General features: G+C 69.6%; 19 protein-coding genes. 18 read left to right on the forward strand and 1 reads right to left on the reverse strand.

What is annotated here, in order from left to right; genetic code table 11:
* Positions 1 to 30: 30 nt before the first annotated feature.
* Complete coding sequence (locus ACS5PM_RS24235; protein WP_439390303.1) at positions 31 to 999, reverse strand: LysR family transcriptional regulator; 969 nt, start codon at positions 997 to 999, stop codon at positions 31 to 33.
* A gap of 134 nt (positions 1,000 to 1,133) precedes the next feature.
* Here ACS5PM_RS24235 and ACS5PM_RS24240 point away from each other — a divergent pair, with 134 nt between their 5' ends.
* From ACS5PM_RS24240 to ACS5PM_RS24325, 18 genes are all read left to right on the forward strand, one after another.
* Positions 1,134 to 2,591: a ribulose-bisphosphate carboxylase large subunit gene (locus tag ACS5PM_RS24240; protein WP_439390353.1), complete on the forward strand. Its 1,458-nt coding sequence runs from the start codon at positions 1,134 to 1,136 to the stop codon at positions 2,589 to 2,591.
* A gap of 13 nt (positions 2,592 to 2,604) precedes the next feature.
* Positions 2,605 to 3,039, forward strand: coding sequence for a ribulose bisphosphate carboxylase small subunit (locus ACS5PM_RS24245; RefSeq protein ID WP_439390304.1), 435 nt, complete (start codon positions 2,605 to 2,607; stop codon positions 3,037 to 3,039).
* A gap of 9 nt (positions 3,040 to 3,048) precedes the next feature.
* Positions 3,049 to 3,792 (forward strand): ribulose-phosphate 3-epimerase, encoded by a 744-nt coding sequence (gene rpe, locus ACS5PM_RS24250; RefSeq protein WP_439390305.1) that lies wholly within the window; start codon positions 3,049 to 3,051, stop codon positions 3,790 to 3,792.
* Positions 3,789 to 4,739, forward strand: coding sequence for a CbbX protein (gene cbbX, locus ACS5PM_RS24255; RefSeq protein ID WP_439390306.1), 951 nt, complete (start codon positions 3,789 to 3,791; stop codon positions 4,737 to 4,739). Before rpe ends, cbbX begins: the two co-directional genes overlap by 4 nt.
* Positions 4,740 to 4,750: 11 nt before the next feature.
* Entirely contained in the window at positions 4,751 to 5,836 is a 1,086-nt protein-coding gene (locus tag ACS5PM_RS24260) for a class 1 fructose-bisphosphatase (RefSeq protein WP_439390307.1), read from the forward strand.
* 14 nt (positions 5,837 to 5,850) lie between these two features.
* On the forward strand, positions 5,851 to 6,735 hold the full coding sequence (locus tag ACS5PM_RS24265; protein ID WP_439390308.1) for a phosphoribulokinase: 885 nt from the start codon (positions 5,851 to 5,853) through the stop codon (positions 6,733 to 6,735).
* Positions 6,735 to 8,789, forward strand: coding sequence for a transketolase (gene tkt, locus ACS5PM_RS24270; RefSeq protein WP_439390309.1), 2,055 nt, complete (start codon positions 6,735 to 6,737; stop codon positions 8,787 to 8,789). Before ACS5PM_RS24265 ends, tkt begins: the two co-directional genes overlap by 1 nt.
* Positions 8,790 to 8,800: 11 nt before the next feature.
* Positions 8,801 to 9,526, forward strand: a complete 726-nt coding sequence (locus ACS5PM_RS24275; RefSeq protein ID WP_439390311.1) for an HAD-IA family hydrolase — start codon at positions 8,801 to 8,803, stop codon at positions 9,524 to 9,526.
* Positions 9,523 to 10,308, forward strand: coding sequence for an HAD-IA family hydrolase (locus ACS5PM_RS24280; protein ID WP_439390312.1), 786 nt, complete (start codon positions 9,523 to 9,525; stop codon positions 10,306 to 10,308). Before ACS5PM_RS24275 ends, ACS5PM_RS24280 begins: the two co-directional genes overlap by 4 nt.
* 40 nt (positions 10,309 to 10,348) lie before the next feature.
* A complete protein-coding gene (fba, locus tag ACS5PM_RS24285) occupies positions 10,349 to 11,386 on the forward strand; it encodes a class II fructose-bisphosphate aldolase (protein ID WP_439390313.1) in 1,038 nt (345 codons plus the stop codon).
* Between the two features lie 495 nt (positions 11,387 to 11,881).
* Entirely contained in the window at positions 11,882 to 12,667 is a 786-nt protein-coding gene (locus tag ACS5PM_RS24290) for a pentapeptide repeat-containing protein (protein WP_439390315.1), read from the forward strand.
* A 10-nt stretch (positions 12,668 to 12,677) separates the two neighbouring features.
* Entirely contained in the window at positions 12,678 to 13,067 is a 390-nt protein-coding gene (locus ACS5PM_RS24295; RefSeq protein WP_439390316.1) for a 4a-hydroxytetrahydrobiopterin dehydratase, read from the forward strand.
* Between the two features lie 184 nt (positions 13,068 to 13,251).
* The gene (locus ACS5PM_RS24300; RefSeq protein ID WP_439390317.1) at positions 13,252 to 14,319 is read left to right on the forward strand and encodes a beta-ribofuranosylaminobenzene 5'-phosphate synthase family protein; all 1,068 of its coding nucleotides are present in this window, start codon (positions 13,252 to 13,254) and stop codon (positions 14,317 to 14,319) included.
* Positions 14,320 to 14,339: 20 nt separating this feature from the next.
* Positions 14,340 to 15,245 (forward strand): NAD(P)-dependent methylenetetrahydromethanopterin dehydrogenase, encoded by a 906-nt coding sequence (locus ACS5PM_RS24305; RefSeq protein WP_439390318.1) that lies wholly within the window; start codon positions 14,340 to 14,342, stop codon positions 15,243 to 15,245.
* Positions 15,246 to 15,249: 4 nt separating this feature from the next.
* Complete coding sequence (locus tag ACS5PM_RS24310; RefSeq protein ID WP_439390319.1) at positions 15,250 to 16,377, forward strand: ATP-grasp domain-containing protein; 1,128 nt, start codon at positions 15,250 to 15,252, stop codon at positions 16,375 to 16,377.
* Positions 16,374 to 17,384, forward strand: coding sequence for a methenyltetrahydromethanopterin cyclohydrolase (mch, locus tag ACS5PM_RS24315; protein WP_439390320.1), 1,011 nt, complete (start codon positions 16,374 to 16,376; stop codon positions 17,382 to 17,384). Before ACS5PM_RS24310 ends, mch begins: the two co-directional genes overlap by 4 nt.
* A 65-nt stretch (positions 17,385 to 17,449) precedes the next feature.
* The gene (locus tag ACS5PM_RS24320) at positions 17,450 to 18,379 is read left to right on the forward strand and encodes an ATP-grasp domain-containing protein (protein WP_439390355.1); all 930 of its coding nucleotides are present in this window, start codon (positions 17,450 to 17,452) and stop codon (positions 18,377 to 18,379) included.
* Positions 18,372 to 19,271, forward strand: coding sequence for a triphosphoribosyl-dephospho-CoA synthase (locus ACS5PM_RS24325; protein ID WP_439390321.1), 900 nt, complete (start codon positions 18,372 to 18,374; stop codon positions 19,269 to 19,271). The genes ACS5PM_RS24320 and ACS5PM_RS24325 overlap by 8 nt, the downstream gene beginning before the upstream one ends.
* The last annotated feature ends 11 nt before the right edge of the window (positions 19,272 to 19,282 follow it).

Raw genomic sequence — 19,282 nt, forward strand, 5'->3', positions numbered from 1 at the left:
AGAAGTGCCTGCACCCGCCAGGCGATGCCGTCAGGCGCGCGGCGCGTGCGGCATGCCGCCGTGCGTTGCGAGCTGGGCCTCCAGGTCGCCCATCTCGGCCCGCAGGAAGGCCTCGGCCCGCTCCACCACGAAGTAGCGGAACGCCTCGGCAGCGGGGGAGAGCACCTTGCTCTGCAGGCGCACGATGTGCCAGGTGCGCATCACCGGCGTGCCATCTATCGCCAGCAGCTTCAGCAGGCCGGCGCGCAGTTCCAGGCCGATGGTGTGCAGCGACAGGAAGCTCACGCCCATTTCGGCCATCACGGCCTGCTTGATGGTCTCGTTGCTGGTCATCTCCATCGTGATCTGCGGCTCGAAGTGGTGCTCGGCGAAGAACTGGCCCATCGCGGCCCGCGTGCCCGAGCCATGCTCGCGAACGATGAAGGGGTAGGGCGCCAGCGCGGTGACGGGCGAGTGGTCCACCGAGAGCAGCGGATGACCGGGCGCGCTGAAGAACACCATCGGGTGAGCGGCGAAGGCCTCGGAGCGCGTGGCGAGTTCCTTCGGTGGCCGGCCCATGACCGACAGGTCCACCTCGCCGGCCCTCATCAGCGCGACGAGGGCATCGCGGTTGGAAGCGACCACGAGTCGCACGTCGACGCCCGGGTGCTCCTTGCGAAACATGGCCAGCAGGCGCGGCACGAAGTACTGCGCCGTGCTGACCATGCCGACGGTGAGCCGCCCGCCTTCGAGCTTCTTCATGCGCGCCATCTCGTTCTCTGCGTCGCGCAGCGCCGCGAGCAGCCGCTTGGCATGGACCATGAAGTACTCGCCCGCGGTGGACAGGTTCACCTGCCTTCCCTGGCGATCGAACAGCGGCAGTCCGACCTGCGCCTCCAGCTCCTTGATCTGCATGGACACGGCCGGGGCCGTGAGGTGAAGGGCTTCGGCCGCGCGGGCCATGCTGCCCTGGCGTACGACCTCAGTGAAAACCCGCAACTGGCGAAAACTGAGGTTCATCGGTTAAGCAAAAGCTGAACTTCGGGAGAAGAAAGTCTGACTTTTATTTAGGTCGACCGCAACCTATCTTGAGCGCCATCGACACCGACCCGCTTCAAGGAGACCTCGTGAACAAGCCCGTCGAACCCGGCGTCATGGATGCCCCCACCCAGATCACCGATGCCAAGAAGCGCTACTCGGCCGGGGTCCTGAAGTACCGGCAAATGGGCTACTGGCAGCCCGACTACGTGCCCAGCGACACCGACACCATCTGCCTGTTCCGCATCACGCCGCAGGAGGGCGTGGATCCGGTGGAGGCGGGCGCCGCAGTGGCCGGTGAATCCAGCACCGCCACCTGGACGGTGGTCTGGACCGACCGCCTCACCGCCTGCGAGAACTACCGCGCCAAGTGCTACCGCGTCGACCCGGTGCCCGGGCGCCCCGGCGAGTACTTCGCCTGGGTGGCCTACGACATCATCCTGTTCGAGGAGGGCTCGATCGCCAACATGACGGCGAGCCTGATCGGCAACATTTTCTCGTTCAAGCCGCTGAAGGCGGCGCGGCTGGAAGACATCCGCATCCCGGTGGCCTACGTGAAGACCTTCAAGGGCCCGCCCACCGGCCTGGTCGTCGAGCGCGAGCGCCTGGACAAGTTCGGCCGCCCGCTGCTGGGGGCCACCACCAAGCCCAAGCTCGGGTTGAGCGGCCGCAACTACGGCCGCGTGATCTACGAGGGCCTGAAGGGCGGCCTGGATTTCATGAAGGACGACGAGAACATCAACTCGCAGCCCTTCATGCACTGGCGTGACCGCTTCCTCTACGTGATGGACGCCGTGGCCAAGGCCAGCGCCGCGACGGGCGAGGTGAAAGGCTCGTACCTCAACGTCACCGCCGGCACGATGGAGGGGATCTACGAGCGCGCCGAGTTCGCCAAGAACCTGGGCAGCGTGGTGATCATGGTCGACCTGATCGTCGGCTGGCCCTGCATTCAGAGCCTGGGCGAATGGTGTCGCCGCAACGACATGATCCTGCACCTGCACCGCGCGGGCCACGGCACCTACACGCGGCAGAAGAACCACGGCGTGTCCTTCCGCGTCATCGCCAAGTGGCTGCGCCTGGCGGGCGTGGACCACATGCATGCCGGCACGGCCGTTGGCAAGCTCGAGGGCGACCCGCTCACCGTGCAGGGCTACTACAACGTCTGCCGCGACGCCTTCACCAAGACCGACCTGCCGCGCGGCCTGTACTTCGACATGGACTGGTGCGACATGAAGAAGGTGATGCCGGTAGCCTCCGGCGGCATCCACGCCGGGCAGATGCACCAGCTGCTCGACCTGTTCGGCGACGACGTGATCCTGCAGTTCGGCGGCGGCACGATAGGCCACCCGGGCGGCATCCAGGCGGGCGCCGTGGCCAACCGCGTGGCGCTCGAGGCGATGGTCAAGGCGCGCAACGAGGGCCGCGACATCAAGAACGAGGGCCTGGAGATCCTGCAGAAGGCGGCCCAGTTCTGCGGCCCCTTGAAGCAGGCGCTCGATACCTGGGGCGAGATCAGCTTCAACTACACGTCCACCGACACGAGCGACTACGCCGTGACCCCCGCGATCGCCTGAGGAGCTTTCCACCATGATGACCAACCCCACCGGCCGCGTGACCCAGGGCCAGTTCAGCTTCCTGCCCGATCTCACCGACGCCGAGATCGCGCTGCAGGTCGACTACGGCCTGCAGCGCGGCTACGCCTGGAGCGTCGAATACACCGACGACCCGCATCCGCGCAACACCTACTGGGAGATGTTCGGCATGCCCATGTTCGACCTGCGCGACGCGGCCGGCGTGGTGCATGAGATGAGGGAGTGCCGCAAGACCTTCCCGAGCCACTACATCCGCCTGATGGCCTTCGATTCGACGCGCGGCATCGAATCGATTGCGATGAGCTTCATCGTCAACCGGCCGGTCGACGAGCCGGGCTTTGGCCTGGTGCGGCAGGAGGCCGAGGGCCGGGCGATGCGCTACACGGTGCACAGCTACGCCGCCGACCGGCCCGAGTCGCAACGGTACTGAGCGCTACAGATGTACCGCATCGCCCCTTCCATCCTGTCGGCCGATTTCGCGCGCCTGGGCGACGAGGTGCGCGCGGTGATCGCCGCCGGCGCCGACTGGATCCACTTCGACGTGATGGACAACCACTACGTGCCCAACCTGACGATGGGGCCCGCCGTCGCGAACGCGATCAAGCCGCATTGCGTGAGGCCCGACGGCACGCCGGTTCCGCTGGACGTGCACCTCATGGTGCAGCCTGTCGATGCGCTGGCGCAGGGGTTTGCCGAGGCGGGCGCGGACCTGATCAGCTTTCATCCGGATGCGTCGACGCACGTCGATCGCACGCTGCAACTGATCCGCAGCACGGGCTGCCAGGCCGGGTTGGTCTTCAATCCGGCCGAGCCGCTCGATGTGCTGGAGTGGGTGATCGACAAGGTCGACCTGGTGCTCGTCATGAGCGTCAACCCCGGGTTCGGCGGGCAGGGCTTCATAGCCTCGGCGCTGCGCAAGATCGAACGGGCGCGGCGGCTCATCGAGGCCTCGGGGCGAGACATCCGCCTGGAGGTGGATGGCGGCATCAAGGTGGACAACATCCGGCGCGTGGCCGATGCGGGGGCCGACACCTTCGTGGCGGGCAGCGCGATATTCGGCCAGCCGAACTACCGGCGGGTCGTCGATGCGATGAGGACGGAGCTCGGCGCCGTCCGGCCTTCGACAGGCTCAGCCCGAACGGAAGGTGGGGGCTCAGGCCTGGCGAAAGGAGGTGTGCGATGAGCCGGCCGCTGTATGCCATTCCCGGTGCGTCCGCCCAGGCCCAGCCCGAGGCACCGGCGCCCGCCGACACCGCCGTGCGCGGCACCGCGCGTTCCGTCGCGCAAGTGCTGCGCGACAGCCAGGTCGAGGCGGTGCTCGAGGAGCTGGACCGCGACCTCGTCGGCCTGGCGCCGGTCAAGCAGCGCATCCGCGACATCGCGGCGCTGCTCGTGATCGACAAGCTGCGCGCCAACCTCGGGCTGCAGGCGCAGATGCCGTCGCTTCACATGTCGTTCACCGGCAACCCCGGCACCGGCAAGACGACGGTGGCGATGCGAATGGCCGAGATCCTGCATCGCCTGGGCTATGTGCGCAAAGGCCACATGGTGGCCGTGACGCGTGACGACCTGGTCGGCCAGTACATCGGCCACACGGCGCCCAAGACCAAGGAGGTGCTGAAGAAGGCGATGGGCGGCGTGCTCTTCATCGACGAGGCCTACTACCTCTACAAGCCCGAGAACGAGCGCGACTACGGCCAGGAGGCGATTGAGATCCTGCTGCAGGTGATGGAGAACCAGCGCGACGACCTGGTGGTGATCCTGGCCGGCTATGCCGACCGCATGGAGACGTTCTTCCGCTCCAACCCGGGCATGAGCAGCCGCATCGCGCACCACCTCGACTTCCCCGACTACAGCCAGGACGAGCTGCGCCAGATCGCCGACCGGATGCTGGGCGGAATGAACTATCGCTTCGGCGAAGGGGCGCGCGAGACGCTGGGCGAGTACCTCACGCGGCGGATCGCGCAACCGCATTTCGCCAACGCCCGGAGCGTGCGCAACGCGCTCGACCGCGCGCGCCTGCGCCAGGCGAGCCGCCTGTTCGCCGACCGCGACCGCGAGCTGACCGAGAACGACCTGACCACGCTGCAACCCGACGACATCCGGGCCAGCCGTGTGTTCACGAACTGAAGGAGGGATCCATGTCACTCAACGGCCGCCAGACCCTGACCCGCTACCTGATCGAGGAGCGCCGCCGCTTCCCGCAGGCCAGCGGCGAGCTCAATGGCCTGATCCTCGACATCTCGCTGGCCTTCAAGTCGCTGGCGCGCATCGTCTCGCGCGGGCCGCTGACGGACGTCGAAATGCCCGAGGCTGGCGCGGTCAACGTGCAGGGCGAGGTGCAGAAGCCGCTGGACGTGCTGTCCAACGAGATCTTCGTGCGCATGAACGAATGGAGCGGCCACCTCGGCGGCATGGCGTCGGAGGAGATGGACGAGCCTTGCCAGATCCCGCCGTCGTATCCGCGCGGCAAGTACCTGCTGGTGTTCGATCCGCTCGATGGCTCCTCGAACATCGACGTCAACGTCGCGGTGGGCAGCATCTTCTCCATCCTTCGGGCGCCGCCCGAGGTGGTGAAGACCGGCCGCGACGTGGTCGAGGCCGACTTCCTGCAACCCGGCGCCGCGCAAGTGGCGGCGGGCTACGCAATCTACGGGCCGACGACGCAGTTCGTGCTGACGGTGGGCAATGGCGTCGCGGTGTTCACGCTGGACCATGACCTCGGCGAGTTCGTGCTCACGAGGCAGAACGTGCAGGTGCCCGAAGACACGCAGGAGTTCGCGATCAACAGCTCCAACTCGCGCTTCTGGGAGCCGCCGGTCAAGCGCTATGTCGACGAATGCCTGGCTGGCCGCACGGGGCCGCGCGGCAAGGACTTCAACATGCGCTGGATCGCCAGCATGGTCGCCGAGGCCCATCGCATTCTCATGCGCGGTGGCGTCTTCATGTACCCGCGGGACACGAAAGACCCGGCCCGCTCCGGGCGGCTGCGCCTGCTCTATGAGGCCAATCCGCTCGGCTTCGTGATGGAACAGGCGGGAGGGCGCGCCAGCACTGGCCGCCAGCCCGTGCTCGGCGTCAAGCCCAGCGAGCTGCACCAGCGCATAGGCCTGGTGTTCGGGTCGAAGAACGAGGTCGAGCGCATAGAGCGCTATCACCACGAGCCGGTGGCGATGAGCGTGGCGCCGGCGCCGCTTTTCGCCACCCGCAGCCTGTTTCGAGACTGAACGGGGAATCCACCATGTCGGAACGACATCCCATCATCGCCATCACCGGCTCGTCAGGGGCCGGCACCACCTCGGTGACGCGCACCTTCGAGAACATCTTCCGGCGCGAGAAGGTCGCGCCGGCCATCATCGAGGGCGACAGCTTCCACCGCTTCGACCGGCAGGAGATGAAGCAGCGCCAGGCCGAGGCCGAGAAGCGGGGCGACACCCACTTCAGCCACTTCGGGCCGGACAACAACCTCTTCGCCGAGCTGGAGCAGCTGTTTCGCGACTACAGCGAGACCGGCTCCGGCAAGCGCCGCAAGTACCTGCACGACCGCGTCGAGGCCGCGCCCTACAAGCAGGAGCCGGGCACCTTCACGCCGTGGGAAGACCTGGAGCCGAACACCGACATCCTCTTCTACGAAGGCTTGCACGGCGCAGTGGTGACGCCCGAGGTCAACGTCGCCAAGTACCCGGACCTGCTGATCGGCGTGGTGCCGGTGATCAACCTGGAGTGGATCCAGAAGCTGTGGCGCGACAAGAACGTGCGCGGCTACAGCTCCGAGGCGGTGACCGACACCATCCTGCGCCGCATGCCCGACTACGTGCACTACATCTGCCCGCAGTTCCGGCACACGCACGTCAACTTCCAGCGCGTGCCGGTGGTCGACACCAGCAACCCGTTCATCGCCCGCGACATTCCCAGCGCCGACGAGAGCATCTGCGTGATCCGCTTCTCCAACCCCAAGGGCATCGACTTCCCCTACCTGCTCAACATGATCAACAACTCGTGGATGAGCCGCGCCAACACCATCGTCGTGCCGGGCGGCAAGATGGAGCTGGCGATGCAGCTGATCTTCACGCCCTTCATCTGGCGGATGATGGAGCGCCGCCAGCGCGCCCTGGGAGCGCTGTGATGAGCGGCTCATCGACAGACCGCGTGTTGCGCGCCGACAGCGGCCGCTTCGACGCGATGGCCAATGCCCTGCGAGCGTTGGCGATGGATGCGGTGCAGCAGGCCAACTCGGGCCATCCGGGCGCGCCCATGGGCATGGCCGAGATGGCGGTGGCGCTGTGGGGCGGCCACCTGCACCACAACCCGGCCAATCCGCTGTGGCCGGATCGCGATCGCTTCGTGCTGTCCAACGGCCATGCCTCGATGCTGCTGTACGCGCTGCTGCATCTCACCGGCTACGACCTGCCGATGGACGAGCTGAAGCGCTTCCGCCAGCTGCACAGCAGGACGCCGGGCCACCCCGAGGTCGGGCTGACGCCGGGCGTGGAGACGACCACTGGCCCGCTGGGCCAGGGCCTCGCCAACGCGGTGGGCATGGCACTGGCCGAGAAGCTGCTGGCCGACGAGTTCAACCGGCCGGGCCACCGAGTGGTGGATCACCACACCTACGTCTTCCTCGGCGACGGCTGCCTGATGGAAGGCATCAGCCACGAGGCCTGCTCGCTGGCGGGCGCGCTGCAACTGAACAAGCTGGTCGCGCTGTACGACGACAACGGCATCTCGATCGACGGCGCGGTCACGGGCTGGTTCCGCGACGACACCGCGAAGCGCTTCGAGGCCTACGGCTGGAACGTGATCGGGCCGGTGGACGGCCACGACACCGACGCCGTCGTCAGGGCGATCGGCCAGGCGAAGACTAGCGCGGATCGGCCGACGCTGATCCTCTGCCGGACGACCATAGGCCGCGGCTCGCCCGCGCGCGCCGGCACGGCCAAGGCCCATGGCGAACCGCTGGGCGCCGAGGAGATCGCCGCGACCAAGGCGGCCATCGGCTGGCAGGCCGGAGCCTTCGAGGTGCCTGACGCCGTGCGCGAACAGTGGAAAGCCACGCAGCGGGGCGCCTCGCAGGAGGCGGCCTGGCGCCGCGCCTTCGAGGCCTACCGCAGCGAGCACCCCGAGCTGGCGGCCGAGTTCGAACGCCGGATCACAGGCACGCTGCCCACGAGCTTTCACGAGACGGCGCTGGCCTTGATGGCGCGCCAGGGGCAGTCCACCGACGGCGTGGCCACGCGAAAGGCCTCGCAGCAGGCGCTGGCCGTGCTCGCCCCGGCGATTCCCGAGCTGATCGGCGGCAGCGCGGACCTGACCGGCTCCAACCTCACCGATTTCCCCGGGTGCGGCGCCGTGCGGGCAGGGCAGGCCGGTGGCCGGCACATCCACTACGGCGTGCGTGAGTTCGGCATGGCCGCCGCGCTGAACGGAATCGCCTTGCACGGGGGCTTCATCCCTTACGGCGGCACCTTCCTCACCTTCAGCGACTACAGCCGCAACGCGGTGCGCATGGCCGCGCTGATGAAGCAGCGCGTGATCCACGTCTTCACCCACGACTCGATCGGCCTGGGCGAAGACGGGCCGACGCACCAGGCCGTCGAGCACGCGGCCAGCCTGCGCCTCATCCCGAACCTCGATGTCTGGCGTCCTTGCGACGCGGCGGAGACTGCAGCCGCCTGGCTGCATGCGCTGGAGGAGGCGAAGCGGCCGAGTGCCTTGCTGCTGTCGCGCCAGAACCTGCCGGCGCAGCCGCGCACGCCTGAGCAGATCGTGCAGATCCGACGCGGAGGCTATGTGCTGAGCGACCGGCCTGGCGCCTGCGCCGTGGTCCTGGCCACCGGCTCCGAGGTGGCGCTGGCGATGGCCGCACAGCAACTGCTCGATGTTCAGGGCGTGCCGGTCCGCGTGGTCTCGCTGCCGAGCAGCACGGTGTTCGACCGGCAGCCCCGCGAGTGGCGCGAATCGGTGCTGGGCCGCGGCCTGCCGCGCATCGGCATCGAGGCCGGCGTGACGCGCTGGTGGGGCCAGTACGGCTGCGTGGCCGCGCTGGGCGTAGACGGGTTCGGCGAATCGGCGCCGGCGGCCCAGGTCTACGAACACTTCGGCCTGACGGCGCGGCGGTTGGTCGAGCAGGTCGTCGCCTGCGTCGAGATGCGCGGCGCCGAGGCGTTCAACGGGATGTAGGGACCGGCGGCATGGACATCGACATCATCAGCTTCGACCTCGACGGGACCCTGGTCGACACGGCCGGCGAGATCGCCGAGGCCGCCAACCGCGCGCTGGAGTCGCACGGCATCGCGCGCCGGCCCGAGGGCGAGATCACGCGCTTCATCGGCGCCGGCACGAAGGAGCTCATGCTGCGCGTGCTGGCCCGTGTCTTCATGGAGCAGCCGGGCCTGGCCGATCGAGTCCGGCCCCAGGAGGTGCTGGAAAGCCTGGACCGGCATTACGAGGCGACCACCGGCACCACCTCGACGCCGTATCCCGGTGCCGTCGATCTGCTCGCGCGGCTGAAGGCCGAGGGCGTGCTCCTGGCCTGCACCACCAACAAGGAGCTGCGCCACGTCCGCCGCCTGCTGGACAAGCAGGGCATGGAGCATTGCTTCGACCTCGTGGTTGCTGGCGATTCGCTGCCGGTGAAGAAGCCCGATGCCGGTGTCCTGCGTCATGTCGTCGCCACGCTGCGCGGGGACGCACGCCGGACGGCGCATCTGGGCGATTCGCACACCGACGTGATGGCGGCGCGCAATGCGGGCGTCGAGGCCTGGGCCGTGCCCTATGGCTACAACGCCGGCGAGCCGATCGAAGCCTCGCGGCCGGACCATGTCTTTGCGAGCCTGCACGCCGTCACGGCGCATGTCTTCGCGCAGAGGCCCACGAGCCGGGAGCGGCCGTCCGCAGAGGCGGGGGTGCGACCATGAGCTCCAACCTCAAGGCCCTGCTGTGGGATGTCGACGGGACGCTCGCCGAGACCGAGCGCGATGGCCATCGCATCGCGTTCAACCAGGCCTTCGACGCCCTGGGCCTGCCGTGGCGCTGGGGCGTGTTGCGTTACGGTGAGCTGCTGGCCGTCACCGGAGGCCGCGAGCGCCTGCTGCACGACATGGCCCGGCGCAGCGATGCGCCCATCCTGCCCGCGGAGCGCGAGGCACTGGCGCGCGCGGTGCACCAGCGCAAGAACGCGCTCTATGGCGAGATCGTGCAGGCCGGCAGCGTCACCCTGCGGCCGGGCGTGGCGGAGTTGCTCGAAGAATGTCGCTCGCGCGGCGTCAGGCTGGCGATCACGACCACGACGAGCCGGGCGAACGTGGAGGCCTTGCTGCGCGCCAACCTGGGTCCATCCTGGGCCGCCTGGTTCGAGGCCCTGGTGTGCGGCGAGGACGTGAGGGCGAAGAAGCCCGATCCCGAGGTCTACACGATCGCCCTGCAACGACTGCGCGTCGGCCCGCTGCAATGCCTGGCCCTGGAGGATTCGCCGGGTGGCGTGGCGGCTGCCCGCGGCGCCGACGTGCCGGTGCTCGTGACTCGCAGCGCCTACTTCGCGACCGCCCCCATCGAAGGCGCCATCGCCATCGGGCCTGGTCTCGATAGCCGTGTGGGCTGGCACCCCGCCTTGGCTGATGGCGACGGCGCCGACCGGGTCACGCTGGACGACCTGGCCGAGTGGCACAGGCGCATGGACGAGGTGTCCGCGCTGGGCTGATCCGACCGCCTTCTTCTTGTCGACCCCGAAGGGAACTCCCATGGCTCTCGTCTCGCTTCGCCAGGTGCTGGACCACGCCGCAGAACGCGGCTATGGCGTGCCGGCCTTCAACGTCAACAACCTGGAGCAGATCCAGGCCATCATGGAGGCGGCTGAAGCGACGCAGTCGCCGGTCATCCTGCAGGCTTCCGCGGGCGCCCGCAAGTACGCCGGCGAGGCTTATCTGCGGCACATGGTGCTGGCGGCCGTCGAGTCGCATCCGGACATCCCGGTCGTTCTGCACCAGGACCACGGGGCGTCGCCCGCCGTCTGCCAGCAGTCCATCCGCTCGGGATTCACCAGCGTGATGATGGACGGCTCGCTGCAGGAGGATGCCAAGACGCCGGCCCGCTACGACTACAACGTCGAGGTCACTCGCAAGGTCTGCGAGATGGCGCACGCGGTGGGCGTGTCGGTCGAAGGCGAACTCGGCTGCCTGGGCTCGCTGGAGACCGGCGAGGCGGGCGAGGAGGATGGCGTCGGCGCGGCCGGCATCCTGAGCCACGACATGCTGCTGACCGACCCGGCGCAGGCGCGCGACTTCGTCGAGCGCACCGGCGTCGATGCGCTGGCCATCGCCATCGGCACCAGCCACGGCGCCTACAAGTTCAGCCGCCAACCCACCGGCGACATCCTGGCCATAGACCGCATCGCCAGCATCCACGCCGCGGTGCCCGGCACGCACCTCGTGATGCACGGATCGTCCAGCGTGCCGCAGGAGTGGCTCGAGACCATCCGCCAGTACGGCGGCGACATCAAGGAGACCTACGGCGTGCCGGTGGAGGAAATCGTGCGCGGCATCGCCCAAGGCGTGCGCAAGGTCAACATCGACACCGACATCCGCCTGGCCATGACCGGCGCGATGCGCAAGAGCCTGGCCGATGCGCCGGCCGAGTTCGACCCGCGCAAGGCGATGATCGAGGCGCGCCAGGCTGCCCGCGGCATCTGCAAGCTGCGCTTCGAGGCCTTCGGCTGCGCGGGCATGGCGCCGCTCATCAAGCCGGTGGCCATGGACGCGATGGTCAGGTGCTACCACTGACCAGACGGCTTCGACAAGCTCAGCCCGAACGAACCCCACACCGTTCGCCCTGAGCCTGTCGAAGGGCCCGCACACACGAGGCTTCGACAGGCCCAGCCCGAACGGTGGAGGTGCACAAGGCTTCGACAAGCTCAGCCCGAACGGGGGGGTGCCCAGCCCGAACGAACCCCATACCGTTCGCCCTGAGCCTGTCGAAGGGCCCACACACACGAGGCTTCGACAGGCCCAGCCCGAACGGGGGGTGGCCTCAGCCCGAACGAACCCCACTCCGTTCGCCCTGAGCCTGTCGAAGGGCCCTTGCGCACACACGCGGCTTCGACAAGCTCAGCCCGAACGGGGAGTGGTGTTCAGCCCGAGCGGGAATGTGGTGCCCAGGTCGAACGAAGGGTGGCGCCGTGGCGGGCGGTCGGCCCAACCTGAGAGCGGGGCAGGGGCGGTGCGGATGCATCCACGAGCCATTCGGTTCATCATGGCGCCGGGGCTAAGGGCCTGGCCATGCGCAAACGGACCTTCAATGCAGTGATCTCGCTCGCCTGCATCGCGGCAGCTCGCGGCGCGCGCGCCGCGCCGCCGGCGGTGGCTGAGGTGCGCGAGCTGATCGCACGGGCCAAGGCCGGCGGCACGCGCCCGGAGCTCTCGGGCCTGGACCTGTCCGACCTGGACTTGAGCGGGATGGATTTCGCCGCCGCGCGCCTCGTCGGCACCCGGTTGTTCAGCGCGCGCCTGGTTTCATCCAAGCTCGCCGGCGCCGATCTCACGAAGGCCAACCTCAACGGGGCCTGGCTGATGGGCACCAACTTCAACGGCGCCGTGCTGGTCGATGCCTCGCTGATGAGCGTGGTCGTCCTCGGGGGGCAGGTGACCGCCAAGCCGAGCTTCGCCGGCGCCGATCTTTCCGGGGCGCGCATCATCGCGGAGTTCGCGGGTGTCGATTTCAGCGGCGCGCGGCTGGCCCGCGCCAACCTGGGCGTGGACATCAAGAACCAGGGCATGGGCCAGATGCGCACGAACCTGGCCGGCGCGCGAATGCCGGCCGCCGATCTGTCGGGCGCCGACCTGAACCGCTCGCTCCTGGAGTTCGCTGACCTCACGAAAGCCAACCTGGCCGGCGCGACGCTCTTTCGCGCCAAGCTGGCCGGCGCGGACCTGCGAGGTGCCAACGTGGCCGGCGCCGATTTCTCGGAGGCCGATCTCGACGGCACGCGTTTCGAAGGCGCCCTCGGCGTCGACCAGGCCAAGGGCCTGGACTCGACGACGAATCGCGAACGGGCCCACTGGTGAAGGAGCAAGCATGACGCAATGGCGCAAGAAGACCGCGGACGAGATCTACCCGCAGGACGAGATCGAGGCCCGGCTGAAGGAGGAACTGCCCGCCTGGTACTTCGAGGATGGCTGGATCCGCCGCAAGTACAAGACGAGCGGCTGGAAGGGCACGCTGATGGTGGTCAACACCGTGGGCCATCTCGCCGAGGCGGCCTGGCACCACCCCGACCTGACCGTCTCCTATGCCTTCGTCATCGTGAAGCTGGTGAACCACGCGGCCAAGGGCATCACCGACAAGGACTTCGAGCTGGCCCGCAAGATCGAGGAGACGGTGATGTGGCGGCCGCAGGCGAGCGCCGGCTCGGCCCTCGAAGGCACGCCGGACGATCCGCGCTTCAAGTACATCAAGTACGACTGAAGGCCGGCATGACACTGTGTCCCGGCGGCGGTACATCGACCTCGCCGGCCGAGGCGGCGGCCCGTGTTGGCCGGGGGCACGGCCGGGGGAACGATGCTTGCTTTGAAGGGGGATCCCAGGCGATTCCAGGCAGGCTTCGAGATGGCGCTTTCTTCCAGGACCAGCACCAGCACCAGCGGGCGCAATGCGCGCTGAGGGTCATGACGCGCTGACCGTGCGGGCGCCTGGCCGCCTGCACCTGGGCTTCCTCGACCCCGCCGGCAGCCTCGGGCGCCGCTTCGGCAGCGTGGGCCTGGTCATCGAAGGCTACGAGACGGCGATCGAGTTCAGCCCGGCACCGCGCGACGAGGTGGAGGCCGTCGGCGAGCATGCCCGCGCAGAGATCGATCGCGTCGCCGCCTGCCTGCACGCGCTGCGCCAGCACAGTGGCCGTGTCGAGCCCTTGCGGCTGCGCCTCCTGAGGGCACTGCCTGCCCATGCCGGCTTCGGGTCCGGAACGCAGCTGGCGCTGGCGGTCGGCCGGGGATTCACCCAATGGCACGGGCTCGACGTGAGCACCGCCACGCTGGCCCGGTGGCTGGGGCGCGGCCTCCGGTCGGGCGTGGGCATTGCGGGGTTCGACCAGGGCGGGCTGCTGGTCGACGGCGGTCCCGGCGCGGACGGCAGCCCGGCGCCCTTGCTGGCGCGGCTGGAGCTGCCGGAACGCTGGCGCGTCGTGGTCGTCGAGGATCCCGGACACCGTGGCCTCTCCGGCACGGCCGAGCGGCAGGCCCTGGCGGCGCTGGCGCCGCTGCCCCAGGCGGCCGCGGCCGAGATCTGCCACCAGGTCCTGATGCGCGTGCTGCCCGGTGCGGCCAGCGGTGACTTCCCGCTCTTCGCCGCCGGGGTCACGCGGATGCAGCAGATCCTGGGCGGGCACTTCGCGCCGGTGCAGGGCGGCACCGGCTACACCAGCCATGCGGTCGGCCGACTGGTCGACTGGCTCGGCGAGGCGAGCCTCGATCCGGCGCGGGGCGGGGATGCCGCCGCACCGGGCGCTGCCACGGGCCAGAGCTCCTGGGGCCCGACGGGCTTTGCCATCGTGTCTTCTCAGACGGCGGCGCAGCGCCTGCTCGACGCCGCCCGAGCCGCCGGCGTGATGCCTGCCGGCCTGTTGGCCCGCATCGTCGCGCCCCGCCATCGTGGCGCCACCCTGGCCTGGCATCGGCTGGACCACGCTCCGCTGGCCGACTCGGCCTCGCATTGCCATTGAAGCCCTTGACAGGAGACGCCATGGAGCGCCCGTACATCCTCCACATGTTCACGCCGGGCAAACAGATGAGCCCGTTCGACGTCAACATGGCCGCCGACGCCGGCTACCAGATCATCGTGCCGTACTGCGAAGTCGGCCTCGATGGCGTGAAGGGCCTGACGCAGGACGCGATCTTCTCGCGCGGCCCCAAGGGAGTCGCTCGCACCGGCATCTTCATCGGAGGCCGCAGCGCGACAGTGGCCGCCGACATGCTCGACAAGGCGAAGGACTCGATGGTCAAGCCTTTCGTCGTCTCGCTCATGGCCGATCCGAGCGGCGCCTTCTCCACAGCCGCCGCCATGGTCGCCTGCGTCGACGCGGCCCTCAGGAAGCACCACGGGCACGGGTTGAAGGACCAGCGCGTGGTGGTGCTCGGCGGTACCGGGCCCGTCGGGCGCGTGGCGGGCGTCCTGGCCGCCCTGAGCGGCGCGCAGGCGCTGCTGTCGAGCCGTGAGGGCGACGAGGCGGCCGAGGCCGCTGCGCGGGACACCGGCCAGCGCTTCGGGGTCACCTTGCACGGCGTTTCCGGCCGGGGCCACGACGCGGTCAGAGCGTCCATCGGCGAAGCAGACGTCGTGCTCGGTTGCGCGGCCGCGGGCGTGCAGGTCGTGTCGGTCGAGGATCTCGCCGTGGCCAAGAGGCTCAAGGTGGCTGCCGATGTGAACGCGGTCCCGCCCGAGGGCATCGCCGGCGTCGGAGTGATGGACGACGCCGTGCCGCTGAAGGGCACCTCCGCGGTGGGCATCGGTGCGCTGGCCATTGGCAACGTCAAGTACCAGACGCAGCACCGCCTGCTGGTCCAGATGAGGGACGCCGAGAAGCCGGTCGTGCTGAGCTTCCGGGAGGCTTTTGCCGCAGCCAGAGCGTTCCTCGAAGAGAAGCCCTGACGCCATGGCCGTGCTCGCGGTCGCCGGCCTGTCGGCCCGTGCCCCGGCCGAGGCGGCGCGGTGCAGCGGCTACGAGGTCATCGCGCTGGACCTGTTCGGCGACCAGGACACCCGCGAGGCGAGCCTGCAGTGGATGCCGATCGGCGACCCGGCCCGCATGCGCATCGAGCCGGCGCGGGTGCTCTCTGCGCTGGCCTCCCTGGCCGAGCGTGGCGACGTGGCGGGCTGGGTGGTGGGCGGTGGGTTCGACGGGCACGCGGCCCTGTTGGAGGAGGGCGCGGCCCTCTTGCCGCTGGTCGGGAACGCGGCGCGCACCGTGGAGCGCATCCGCGATCCCGCCGGCTTCTTCGCCGCGCTCGACCGCCACGGCATCGCGCACCCCGAGGTGCAGGTCGCGCAGCCGGCCGACCCCGCCGGCTGGCTGCTGAAGGACGCGCACGGCAGCGGCGGCTGGCACATCCAGCGAGCGCAAGGCCGGGCACCGTTGCACCACTACTTCGAGCGCGAAGTGCCGGGTGCGCCGATGTCGGCCACCTTCATCGCCGCTGGCTGCCACGCCACCGTGTTGGGCTTCAACGAGTTGATCGTGCAGCCACTGGGGAGCCGGCCCTTCGTCTATCGAGGCGTGGTCGGGCCGGTGTCTCTGCCCGACGCCGGGGCAGCGACCTTGCGCGCCGCGCTGGATCGCCTCGTCGGCGAGTTCTCGCTGCGCGGCCTGGGCAGCCTGGATTTCATCTGGGACGGCCGGCAGGCCTGTGTCCTCGAGATCAACCCGCGCCTTCCGGCGAGCCTTTCGCTGTACGACTGGCGCGTGGTGCACGGCGTGATGCGGGCGCATGTGCAGGCCTGCCTGGAGGGCGAGTCGCCGCGCCTGATGGAGCCGCCTTCGCCGCCGGCCGTGAGTGGACAGGAAATCGTCTTTGCGCGCCGCCCGCTGCAGATCGGCGACCGGGCCATCCGCCACCTGGCCAGTCGACCGGACGTGCACGATCGACCTTGGGGCCAGATGATGGTGGCCGAAGGCGACCCGGTGTGCAGCCTGAGCGCGCGCGGCTCCGATGCGCAGCAGGTGAGGGCGCTATTGCGCGTCGCCCGCGACCAACTGCTGGACGAACTGGAGACCATGACATGACGACACAAGCCTCACCCCCCCTGGCCGGGTGCCGGCTCAGCGTGAACGCGCTCGCCGAGCCGCTGGTCCGGCGCCTGCTGGACGAGGCCGAAGCGCTGGGGATCGCCTACGAACGGGATGCGGCTGGGGTGTGCATCGTCGATGCCGGCGTGGCCACCCGCGGCAGCGTGGCGGCCGGCGTGCTGGTGGGCGAGATCTGCATGGGCGGGCTCGGCCGCGTCGGCTTGCGGGCCGATGGGAGCGGCGGCTGGCCCACCTGGCTCGACGTGGCGAGCGCCCAGCCCGTTCTCGCCTGTCTCGGCAGCCAGTACGCGGGATGGAGCCTGGCGGCGAGCAAGGAGGAGACAGGGGGCAAGAAGTTCTTCTCGCTGGGCTCCGGCCCGGCGCGCGCGCTGGCCGGCAAGGAGCCCCTGTTCGCCGAACTGGGCTACCGCGATCAGTCGGCGGCTGGCGTGCTGGTGCTGGAAGTCGATCGCGTCCCGCCGAAGATCATCGTCGACAAGCTGCTCAGGGACTGTGGCCTCACGCCGGAAGGTCTCACGGTGATCCTCACGCCGACGACGAGCCTGGCCGGCACGACGCAGGTGGTGGCTCGCGTGCTGGAGGTGGCGCTTCACAAGGCCCACGAGCTGGGTTTCGCGCTGGCCGACATCGTCGACGGCGCAGCCACGGCTCCGTTGCCGGCACCCAGCCCCGACGGCGTGGAGGCGATGGGGCGCACCAACGACGCCATCCTCTACGGCGGCCGCGTGCAGCTGTCGGTGAAGGGCAGCGACGGGGCCGCGCGCGAGCTCGCGCGCCAGCTGCCCTCGCGCAACTCGCGCGACTACGGCCGCTCGTTCGCCGAGATCTTCAAGGAGGCGGGCCACGACTTCTACAAGATCGACGGCGCCTTGTTCGCCCCCGCCGAGGTCTGGGTGAGCAACATCGCGAGTGGCACCACCTGGCATGGCGGCGCCACCGACCTGCCGTTGCTGCAGCGCCTGTGGATGAAGGAGGCCACGTGATCCCGACGTCTACCCCATCTTCGGCCGAGCGGCCGTCCGCAGGTGCCGGCTTGCGAGTGGCGATCATGACCGACGAGAAGGGTTGGCACACCCGCCAGTTGCAGGCCGCGTTGAGAGCCCGGGGAGCTGTCGGCTGGTGCGTGGACCTGGCCGATTGCCACATCGACACCACCGCCTCCTGGCACGGGCTGGTCATCCCCGGCTTCGGCCGCGAGCTGCCCGATGCGGCGCTGGTGCGCGGCATCGCCGGCGGCAGCTTCGAGCAGGTCACCAAGCGACTGGGCATCCTGCATGCGCTGCGCGAACTCGGCGTGCCGGTCTACAACGACGCGCGGGCCATAGAGCGCAGTGTCGACAAGTCCATGACCAGCCTGCTGCTGCATGCGGCCGGCATCCCGACGCCGGCGACCTGGGCCACGGAGTCGCCGGCCCTGGCGCAGCGGCTGGCCATCCGCGAAGGGGCGAAGGGAAGGTCGCTGGTGCTCAAGCCCCTGTTCGGCTCGCAAGGCAAGGGGCTTGAGCGGGTCGGTGACGTAGGCGGCGTGCACCATCCGCTGCCGCCGCTCGACAAGGGCTTCGGCTCGCTGGCCTACCTGCAGCGCTTCGTGCCGCCGGTAGGCGAGCCAGGCTTCGACTGGCGGGTGCTGGTGGTCGGCGGGCGTGCGCTCACCGCGATGCGGCGGGTCAGCTCCCACTGGATCCACAACATCGCCCAGGGTGCGCGCGCCGAGGCCGCCGCGCTGACGCCCGCGCTGGCCGAACTCGCCGAGCGTGCGGCGCTCGCGCTGGGCATGGACTACGCCGGGGTGGATCTCGTGCCCAGCGCCAGCGGACCCGCCATCCAGGTGCTGGAGGTCAACGGAGTCGCCGCCTGGCAAGGCCTGCAGCGCGTGACGACGTTCAACATTGCGCGCGCCATCGTCGACGACCTGCTGGACCGCAAATGGGCCGCCGCGAGCGAAGGGCGGCAGGAAGCGAGCGCCGGGCGTGCATGAGGGTGTCGCGCGCGAGGCTTTCCTGTGTGCCTGCGAGCTCGACGTGCGGGTGCGCAAGCCCGGCAACGTGAGCCTGGCATCGCCGGGCCATGGCATGCAGGCGGAGATGTTCATCCGCAGCGCCCGAGCCGCCGCTGCGGGGCTCTTCGCGCCCGGTGCCCGCGTCGGGGCGCGCATAGAAGCCGCCCAGGCCGCCTCCTGGGCCGAGGCGGGCTGCAACACCAACCTGGGCATCCTGCTGCTGTGTGCGCCCATCGCTGCGGCTGCCGAGCGCTGCGGGGACGCCGGAGATGACGGCGAGCCGCTGCACGCGGCGCTGAAGGAGGTGCTGGACGGCCTGGACGTGGACGACACGAGGGCCGCGTACCGCGCCATCGCGGCCGCCAATCCGGGTGGGCTCGGGTCGGCTCCCGCCGAGGACGTGCATTCGGCGCCGAGCGTGAACCTGCGCACGGCGATGGCACTCGCCGCCGAACGCGACAGCATCGCGCGCCAGTACCGCGGCGGATTTGCGGACCTCTTCGATTGGGCGCTGCCGGCGCTCGGGCCTGCCGTCGGGGAATTCGACTGCCGCCCCGGCGAGCCGCCGGGCGCCGCCATGGTCCAGGCCGTGCAACGGCTTTACCTGACGCTGCTGGCCCGCCTGCCCGATTCACACATTGTTCGAAAGCACGGGGAAGCCGTGGCACACACTGTCATGCGCTCGGCGCAGGGTTGGCGAGCACGCGCCGAAGCGGGCGAGGCGCTCGATGCCGACCCGGGCTTCGCCTCGTGGGACGAGCAGCTGAAGGCCCGAGGGCTCAACCCCGGCACCACGGCGGATCTGACGGTGGCCACGCTGATGCTGGCGGGACTCGTCCGCGGGGTCCGCGCCAAGTGGCACGGATCGTGATTGGCAGGGGA

The organism is Ideonella flava (genome assembly GCF_051857595.1).
In the GTDB taxonomy this organism is placed as follows: Bacteria; Pseudomonadota; Gammaproteobacteria; order Burkholderiales; family Burkholderiaceae_C; genus Ideonella.